The following is a 9,113-nucleotide window of genomic DNA, read 5'->3' as shown; positions in this document are numbered from 1 at the left end:
GGTGGCGATGGCGAAGATGTTGGGGTCGAAGATGATGTCCTCGGGCGGGAAGCCCGCCTGTTCGACCAGCAGCCGGTGGGCGCGCGCGCAGATCTCCACCTTGCGCTCGAGCGTGTCGGCCTGGCCGGCCTCGTCGAAGGCCATCACCACCACCGCGGCGCCGTGGCGGCGCACGCGGGCGGCCTGTTCCAGGAACGCGGCCTCGCCTTCCTTCATCGAGATGGAATTGACGATGGCCTTGCCCTGCACGCACTTCAGGCCGGCCTCGATCACGCTCCACTTCGAGCTGTCGATCATCACCGGCACGCGGGCGATGTCGGGTTCGGCGGCGATCAGGTTCAGGAAGCGCACCATGGCGGCCTCGGCGTCGAGCAGGCCCTCGTCCATGTTGACGTCGATCACCTGCGCGCCGTTCTCCACCTGCTGGCGGGCCACGGCCAGGGCCTCGTCGTAGCGGCCCTCGAGGATGAGCTTCTTGAACTGGATGGAGCCGGTGACGTTGGTGCGCTCGCCGACGTTGACGAAGTTCGTCTCCGACGTGATGACGAAGGGCTCCAGCCCCGCCAGGCGGGTGTGCGCGGGCAGGCGGGGCAGGGCGCGCGGCGGCAGCCCGGCCACCGCGCGGGCGATGGCGGCGATGTGCCCGGGCGTGGTGCCGCAGCAGCCGCCCACCAGGTTGAGCAGGCCGGCCTCGGCGAATTCGCGCAGCACGCCGGCGGTTTCCTCGGGGCCCTCGTCGTAGCCGCCGAAGGCGTTGGGCAGGCCGGCGTTCGGGTGGCAGCTGACGTGGGTGTCGGCCACCTGCGAGAGGATGTCGATGTGCGCGCGCAGGTCGCGTGCGCCCAGCGCGCAGTTCAGGCCGATGGAGATCGGGCGGGCGTGCCGCAGCGAGTACCAGAAGGCCTCGGCGGTCTGGCCCGACAGGGTGCGGCCGCTGCGGTCGGTGATCGTGCCCGACACCATCACCGGCAGGCGCGCGCCCAGGCGCTCGAACAATTCCTCGATGGCGAACAGCGCCGCCTTGGCGTTGAGCGTGTCGAACACCGTCTCCACCAGCAGGATGTCCGCGCCACCCTCGACCAGGGCCGCGGCGGCCTCGAGGTAGTTCGTGACCAGGGTGTCGAAATCGATGTTGCGGTAGCCGGCGTCCTCGACCCTGGGGCTGATGGACGCGGTGCGGCTGGTCGGGCCCAGCACGCCGGCGACGAAGCGCGGCTTGCCCGGGTCGGCCGCCTCGGCCTCGTCGCAGCAGGCGCGGGCCAGGCGCGCCGCCTCGCGGTTGAGTTCGGGCACCAGGTGCTCGAGCCGGTAATCGGCCTGCGACACCGCGGTGGAATTGAAGGTGTTGGTCTCGAGGATGTCGGCGCCGGCGGACAGGTAGGCCGCGTGGATGCCGCGGATCACGTCGGGCCGGGTGAGCGTGAGCAGGTCGTTGTTGCCCTTGAGGTCGTGGCCCTCGCAGCCGCAGCCCGGGCCATGCGCGTGGCCCTCGGAAAAACGCAGGCCGTCGAAGCCGGCCGCGAAGCGCTCGCCGCGGTAGTCGGCCTCGCCCAGCGCGTGGCGCTGGATCATGGTGCCCATGGCGCCGTCGAGCACCAGGATGCGTTCGCCCAGCGCCTGCAGCAGGCGCGCGGTGCGGGGCGGGTTGTGCCAGGGCAGGGTCTTCAAGGCTTGCGCGCCAGCAGGGTGAGCACTTCGAAGTGCGGCGGGCGCTTCTCGCGCGTCACCGGTTCGCACACGGTCACTTCCAGGCCGGCCTTCTCGGCGTGGCGGCGCAGCTCCTTCACGGTGAAGCCCAGGTTGACGTGGCCGTAAGGCGTCACCGCGGCACGGTGCTCGTGCTTGCCCAGGCAGGTGGCCACCAGCCGGCCGCCGCGGCGCAGCACGCGCGCGGCCTCGGCGATGGCCTGGGCCGGGCGCTCGGCGTAGGTGAGCGCGTGCATCAGCAGCACCAGGTCGAACTGCGCGGCGGGGAAGTCCAGGGCCTGCATGTCGCCCTCCAGCACTTCCACGTGGCGGTACTTGCGCAGGCGCTCGCGGGCGGCGCCCACCACGCGGGCGCTGGAGTCGACGCAGACGTAGCGGCGCGCGTGCGGGGCCAGCAGTTCGGCCAGCACGCCGTCGCCGGAGGCCACGTCGAGCACGTCGCCGGGCTCGAGCAGGGGCAGGGTGGAGCGCGCCAGGGCTTCCCAGGTGCGGCCGGGCGAATAATGGCGCTCCATGTCGCCGGCCACGGAATCGGCCCAGTTCTGGTCGGCGGCGCGGGTGGCCAGCACGGCGGGCAGGCGTTCGGCGTCCTGGCGCAGCAGCGGGTCGTCGGTGCTGTCGCGCAGGGCTTCCCACAGGCGCGCCTCGCCCGGGTCCAGGGTGTCGCCGTTGAAGCGGTAGTAGGCGGAGACGCCGGCGCGGCGGTCGCGCACCAGGTCGGCTTCCTTGAGCTTGGCCAGGTGGGTGGAGACGCGCGGCTGGGCCAGCCGGGTGATGCCGGCGAGCTCGGCCACCGTCAGCTCCTCGCGCTCGAGCAGGGCCAGCAGGCGCACCCGGGTCGGGTCGGACAGGACCTTGAGGCAGGCCGACCAGGCTTCGAGGTCCATGCTTTATCCTTTCATCCGGATTCAAAGATATGCGGAGGTTAGGCGTGCCCGCCGGGGGCGTCAAGCCGCGCCACGCCTGCTTCACGCCGCGTGGACCTGCCCGTGGCGGCCGCAGACGCTACAATCGCGTACTTCCCCGTACTGAAACCTTGAGGGTGTCCCGTGGATTTCCGATTCACCGAAGAACAGCTGATGATCCAGGACGTGGCCCGCCGCATCGCGCAGGAGAAGATCGCGCCGAGCGCCGAGCACCACGACCAGACCGGCGAATTCCCGCTCGAGAACATCCGCACCCTCGGCGAGAACGGCCTGATGGGCATCGAGGTGCCGGCCGAGTACGGCGGCGCCGGCATGGACCCCATCAGCTACGTGCTGGCCATGATCGAGATCGCCGAGGCGGACTGCGCCCACTCGACCATCGTGTCGGTGAACAATTCGCTGTTCTGCAACGGCATCCTGAAGTTCGGCACCGAGGCGCAGAAGCAGAAGTACGTGCGCGCCATCGCCGAAGGCAAGGAAATCGGCGCCTTCGCGCTGACCGAGCCGCAGTCGGGCTCCGACGCCACCGCCATGCGCTGCAAGGCCGTGAAGCAGGCCGACGGCAGCTTCGTCATCAACGGCAAGAAGAGCTGGATCACCTCCGGCCCGGTCGCCAAGTACATCATCCTGTTCGCGGTCACCGACCCGTCCAAGGGCGCCAAGGGCATCACGGCCTTCATGGTCGACACCGCCAAGCCCGGCTTCCACCGCGGCAAGACCGAGCCCAAGCTCGGCATCCGCGCCTCGGCCACCTGCGAAATCGAGTTCCAGGACTACGTGGCCACGGCCGACGAGGTGGTGGGCCAGGAAGGCGAGGGCTTCAAGATCGCCATGGGCGTGCTCGACGCCGGCCGCATCGGCATCGCCTCGCAGGCCGTGGGCCTGGCCAAGGCCGCCTACAAGGCCGCCGTGGCCTACGTGAAGGAGCGCAAGAGCTTCGGCCAGCCGATCGGCTCGTTCCAGATGATCCAGGCCAAGATCGCCGACATGAAGTGCCGCCTGGACGCCGCGGAGATCCTGACCCTGCGCGCCGCCTGGGCCAAGGCCGAAGCCGACAAGACCGGTGGCCGCTTCAGCACCGAGGCCTCGGTGGCCAAGCTCACCGCGTCCGAGGCCGCGATGTTCATCACCCACCAGGCGCTGCAGATCCACGGCGGCATGGGCTATTCGAAGGAAATGCCGCTCGAGCGCTATTTCCGCGATGCCAAGATCACCGAGATCTACGAGGGCACCAGCGAAATCCAGCGTCTCGTCATCGCCCGCAACGAGACCGGCCTGCGCTGAGCCAAGCCCGTACCCCGGCGTATCCGAAGCCCCGCTGAAGCGGGGCTTCTTTTTGGCGGCCCCGTTGGCTGGCCGTGGGGCGGGGTGGGGGCTACAATTTCACACTTTATCCATGCCCTGCGAGAACGCAGCAATGAACGCCCACGCCCTGGCTTCCGCCGAGACCCTCGACGCCATCGTTTCCGCCCTTCCGGCCGGCTCGTCCGCGCCCGACAAGGCCCTGCTGGAGACGTTCGCCCGAAGCTTCTTCGCGCGGGTCCCGGAGGACGAGCTGCTGTCGCGGCCGGCCGCCGACTGGGCCGCCATCGCGGTGTCGTTCCTGGCCTTCACGCGCCAGCGCAGCGCCGGCACGCCCAAGATCGAGGTGGCCAACCCGGCCCTGGCCAGCCACGGCTTCGAGAGCACCCACACGACCGTGCGCATCGTGAACGACGACATGCCGTTCCTGGTCGACTCGGTGCGCATGGCGCTGGCGCAGTTCAACATCACCCTGCACCAGATCGCGCACCCGGTGATGAACGTGCGCCGCGACGCCGCCGGCGCGCTGCAGGCGGTGGGCGAGGGCGCGGCCGAATCGCTGATGTACCTCGAGATCGACCGCCAGGCCGACGCCGGCGCGATGGCCGGGATCGAGCAGACCATCCTGGCCGCGCTGGCCGACGTGCGCGCCGCCGTGGCCGACTGGCAACCGATGCGCGAAACCATGCTGCGCATCGCCGACGAGTTCGACACCCGCCTGCTGCCGGCGAACGGCGCCGCCCGCGCCGAGACCCAGGCCTTCCTGCGTTGGGCCGCCGACAACCACTTCACCTTCCTCGGCTACCGCGAATACGAAGTGGTGGGCCGGGAACTGCGCCCCGTGGCCGGCAGTGGCCTGGGCCTGCTCAAGGGCAAGGACAGCCAGGCGCAGGCGCGCCCGGTCACCGGCCTGGCCGCGGCCGACCTGCCGCCGGGCGCTTCGCTCGACCCGCTGATCCTGACCAAGACCAATGCCCGCGCCACCGTGCACCGCCCGGGCTACATGGACTACATCGGCGTGCTGCAGTTCGACGAAACCGGCCGCGCCGTGCGCGAACAGCGTTTCCTCGGCCTGTACACCTCCAGCGCCTACAACCGCCGCCCCTGGGAAATCCCGCTGGTGCGCGAGCGCCACGAATCGGTCATGGCCGCCTCCGGCCTGTCCCTCAACAGCCACAGCGGCAAGGCCCTGCGCCACATCCTGGAAACGCTGCCGCGCGAGGAGCTGTTCCAGTCCAGCACCGAGGAACTGCAGCGCACCGCGATGGGCATCCTGGGCCTGCAGGAGCGCGCCCGCACCCGCCTGTTCCTGCGCCGCGACCGCTACGGCCGCTACTTCTCCGCGCTGGTCTACATCCCGCGCGACCGCTTCAACACCGGCATCCGCCACCGCATCGAGGCGCTGCTGATGCAGGCGCTGCAGGGCGAGCGGCTCGACCACGCAGTGCAGATCGGCGAGTCGCCGCTGGCCCAGCTGCACCTGGTGATCCGCCCGAAGGCCGGCGCCAGCGTGGAGTTCGACCAGGCCGCGCTCGAGGCCGAGCTGGCCCGCATCGTGCGCGACTGGCACGACGAGCTGCGCGAGATCCTGGTGCGCGAGCACGGCGAAGAGCAGGGCCTGCGCCTGGCCCAGCGCTTCGGACGCGCGCTGCCCGCCGGCTACCTCGAGGCGGTCACGCCCGAGGCCGCCGCCGGCGACGTGCTCGAGGCCTCGCGCCTGGCCGCCGAGGGCGACCAGCGCATCACCTTCGCCCGCGCCGGCGACCAGCTGCGCCTGAAGCTGCTGCGCCGCGCCAGCGACGTCGCCCTGTCCGACGTGCTGCCGGTGATGGAGAACCTCGGCCTGCGCGTGCTCACCGAGCACCCGTACGTGATCGACGCCGAGGACGGCCGCATCTCGCTGCAGGACTTCGAGGTCGAGGCCCGCGGCGAAGTGGACGTGGAGGCCGCGCGCGTGCCCTTCCAGGAGGCCTTCGCGGCCATCTGGGGCGGCGAGGCCGAGAACGACGGCTTCAACCAGCTGCTGCTCAGCGCCCGCCTCGAGTGGCGCGACGTGGCCATGCTGCGCGGCTACACCAAGTACGCGCTGCAGACCGGCATCCCGTTCTCCCAGCCGTACATGGAGGAGACGCTGCAGCGTTACCCGGTGATCGCGCGCCTGCTGTACGAACTGTTCGCCGCCCGTTTCGAGCCGGGCCGCGAAACCCCGCTCGACGCCGCCGGCCAGCAGGCCCTGCACGACCAGATCGCCTGGCTGCTGCCGAAGGAGCGCCGCGCCGCGCTCGACACCATCCCGCAGGAAGTGGCTTCCGCCCGCGCGCTCGACCGCGACGCCCAGGCCGACGCCATCACCGACGCGCTCGACATCCTGCTCGACACCCTGGTGTCGAGCATCGACGACGACCGCATCCTGCGTCGCTACATGGCCCTGATCAAGGCCACGCTGCGCACCAACTTCTACCAGCGCCGCGGCGGTGCGTACCGCGACTACATCTCCTTCAAGTTCGACCCCTCGAAGGTGCCGGAGCTGCCCAAGCCGGTTCCCTACCGCGAGATCTTCGTGTATTCGCCGTACGTCGAGGGCGTGCACCTGCGCTTCGGCCCGGTGGCGCGCGGCGGCCTGCGCTGGTCCGACCGCCGCGAGGATTTCCGCACCGAGGTGCTGGGCCTGGTGAAGGCGCAGATGGTGAAGAACACCGTCATCGTGCCGGTGGGCTCGAAGGGCGGCTTCGTGGTGAAGCGCCCGCCGGTGGGCGGCGACCGCGACGCCCAGCTGGCCGAGGGCATCGCCTGCTACAAGCGCTTCATCAACGGCCTGCTCGACATCACCGACAACCTGGTCGACGGCCAGGTGGTGCACCCGCAGGACGTGGTGCGCCATGACGGCGACGACCCCTACCTGGTGGTCGCGGCCGACAAGGGCACCGCCACCTTCTCCGACATCGCCAACGGCATCTCGGCCGAGCACGGCTTCTGGCTGGGCGACGCCTTCGCCTCGGGCGGCTCGGTGGGTTACGACCACAAGGGCATGGGCATCACCGCCCGCGGCGCCTGGGAGTCGGTGAAGCGGCACTTCCGCGCGCTGGGCATTGATTCGCAGAGCCAGGACTTCACCTGCGTGGGCGTCGGCGACATGTCCGGCGACGTGTTCGGCAACGGCATGCTGCTGTCGAAGCACATCCGCCTGGTGGCCGCGTTCGACCACCGCCACATCTTCCTGGACCCGAACCCCGACGCGGCGCGCAGCTACGCCGAGCGCGAGCGCATGTTCAAGGTGCCGCGCTCGAGCTGGGACGACTACGACAAGTCGCTCATCTCCGAGGGCGGCGGCGTGTACGCGCGTTCGCTCAAGTCCATCGCCATCACCCCGCAGGTGCGCGAGGCCCTGGGCCTGGCCGAGGGCGTCGAGCAGCTCAGCCCGATGGAGCTGATGAACGCCATCCTCAAGGCGCCGGTCGACCTGCTGTGGAACGGCGGCATCGGCACCTACGTCAAGGCCTCCACGGAAAGCCACGCCGACGCCGGCGACCGCGCCAACAACGGCCTGCGCGTGAACGGCAACGAGCTGCGCTGCAAGGCGGTGGGCGAGGGCGGCAACCTGGGCTTCACCCAGCGCGGCCGCATCGAGGCCGCCATGAGCGGCGTGCTGGTGAACACCGACTTCATCGACAACTCGGCCGGCGTGGACACCTCCGACCACGAGGTGAACATCAAGATCCTGCTCTCGGCCCCGGTGCAGCGCGGCGAGCTCAGCACCCCGCAGCGCAACGAGCTGCTGGCCAGCATGACCGACGAGGTCGCCGAGCTGGTGCTCAACGACAACTACCGCCAGAACCAGGCCATCAGCCTGATGGAGAAGATGAGCGTGTCCCGCCTGGGCTCGTTCGGCCACTTCATCCGCGTGCTCGAGGGCCAGGGCCTGCTCGACCGCGCCATCGAGTTCCTGCCCAGCGACGCCGAGATCAACGAGCGCAAGGCCCGCGGCCAGGGCCTCACCCGCCCCGAGCTGTCGGTGCTGCTGAGCTACGACAAGATCGTGGTCTTCAACCAGATGCTCGATTCCGACGTGCCGGAAGACCCGTACCTCTCCAAGGAGCTGGTGCGCTACTTCCCGAACGCGCTGCAGGAGCGCTTCGCGGCCGACATGGAGAACCACCGCCTGCGCCGCGAGATCATCGCCACGGCGGTCACCAACTCCACCGTCAACCGCATGGGCGCCACCTTCCTGCTGCGCATGCAGGAAGACACCGGCCAGTCGGCCGCGCAGATCGCCAAGGCCTTCACCATCAGCCGCGAGGTGCTCGACGCCCGCGCGCTGTGGGCCGGCATCGACGCGCTCGACCTGAAGGTGGGCGAGGACGCGCAGCTCGAGGCCCTGGGCAGCATCTGGCACCTGCAGCGCAACCTCACGCGCAGGCTGCTCAACCGCCCGGGCGAGTCGCTCAACATCGCCGAGAAGGTCGAGCGCTACGCCGGCGGCGTGGCCGAGCTGCGCCGCTCGCTGGCCGACGTGCTGCCGGCCGACGCCCGCGCCCAGCTGGCGGCCGACCTGGCCACCTGGCGCGAGCGCGGCTTCCCGGAGGAAATGGCCAAGGCCTTCGCCAGCCTGCCGTTCCTGGCCTATTCGCTCGACATCGTCGAAGTGGCGACCGAGCAGGGCCTGCCGGTGGCCGAAGTGGCCGCCACCTACTTCAGCCTGTCCGACGCCCTGCACACCAAGTGGCTGATGGACGCCGTGGAAGCGCTGCCGGTGGAGGGCCGCTGGCACGCCCAGGCCCGCGGCGTGCTGCGCGACGAACTGCAGGCCCAGCAGCGTGCCCTGGTGGGGCAGGTGCTGGCCTCCGGCGGCCGCGGCGCCCAGCCGCAGGCGCGCGTGGACCAGTGGCTGGAGCGCGACGACACCGTGCTGAAGGTGACGCTGGCGATGCTGGCCGACATGCGCAACCTGCGCGGCCTCGACTACCCGACGCTGTCGGTGGCCGTGCGCCGCCTGGCCCAGGTGGTGGCGGCCGGCCCGCGCTGATTCAAAGCAAGGGCGGCGGCCGCAACGCCGCCGCCCGGGTCCTGTGTAGGAGCGGGGGGGCGCCGCCCGCCCGTTGTGGGCCCGCCCCTGGGCGGGGGGGGCCGCACCACACGGGGGGGGGGGGGGGGGGGGGGGTTTTGGTGGGGGTGGGGGGG

General features: G+C 70.6%; 3 protein-coding genes and 1 pseudogene. 2 read left to right on the top strand and 2 right to left on the bottom strand.

Annotated features, from left to right (window positions below; translation table 11 throughout):
• Together ACE3Q2_RS13075 and ACE3Q2_RS13070 are read right to left on the bottom strand one after the other, a co-directional pair.
• Positions 1-1,668, bottom strand: a 1,668-nt coding sequence (locus ACE3Q2_RS13075; RefSeq protein WP_374474446.1) for a homocysteine S-methyltransferase family protein, incomplete at its 3' end; no start/stop codon positions are given.
• Positions 1,668-2,594: pseudogene (locus ACE3Q2_RS13070) on the bottom strand (ArsR/SmtB family transcription factor); the annotation flags it as partial. The gene ACE3Q2_RS13075 and the pseudogene ACE3Q2_RS13070, both read right to left, overlap by 1 nt.
• A gap of 162 nt (positions 2,595-2,756) precedes the next feature.
• Here ACE3Q2_RS13070 and ACE3Q2_RS13065 point away from each other — a divergent pair.
• The gene (locus ACE3Q2_RS13065) at positions 2,757-3,917 is read left to right on the top strand and encodes an acyl-CoA dehydrogenase family protein (RefSeq protein WP_043801280.1); all 1,161 of its coding nucleotides are present in this window, start codon (positions 2,757-2,759) and stop codon (positions 3,915-3,917) included.
• 133 nt (positions 3,918-4,050) lie between these two features.
• Positions 4,051-8,958 (top strand): NAD-glutamate dehydrogenase, encoded by a 4,908-nt coding sequence (locus tag ACE3Q2_RS13060; RefSeq protein WP_374474445.1) that lies wholly within the window; start codon positions 4,051-4,053, stop codon positions 8,956-8,958.
• Positions 8,959-9,113 lie beyond the last annotated feature (155 nt).

This window comes from Arenimonas sp. (assembly GCF_041913985.1).
Lineage (GTDB): Bacteria > Pseudomonadota > Gammaproteobacteria > Xanthomonadales > Xanthomonadaceae > Arenimonas.
The sequence above is the reverse complement of the archived record's forward strand: the minus strand, read 5'-3'. Positions and strand labels throughout refer to the sequence as shown.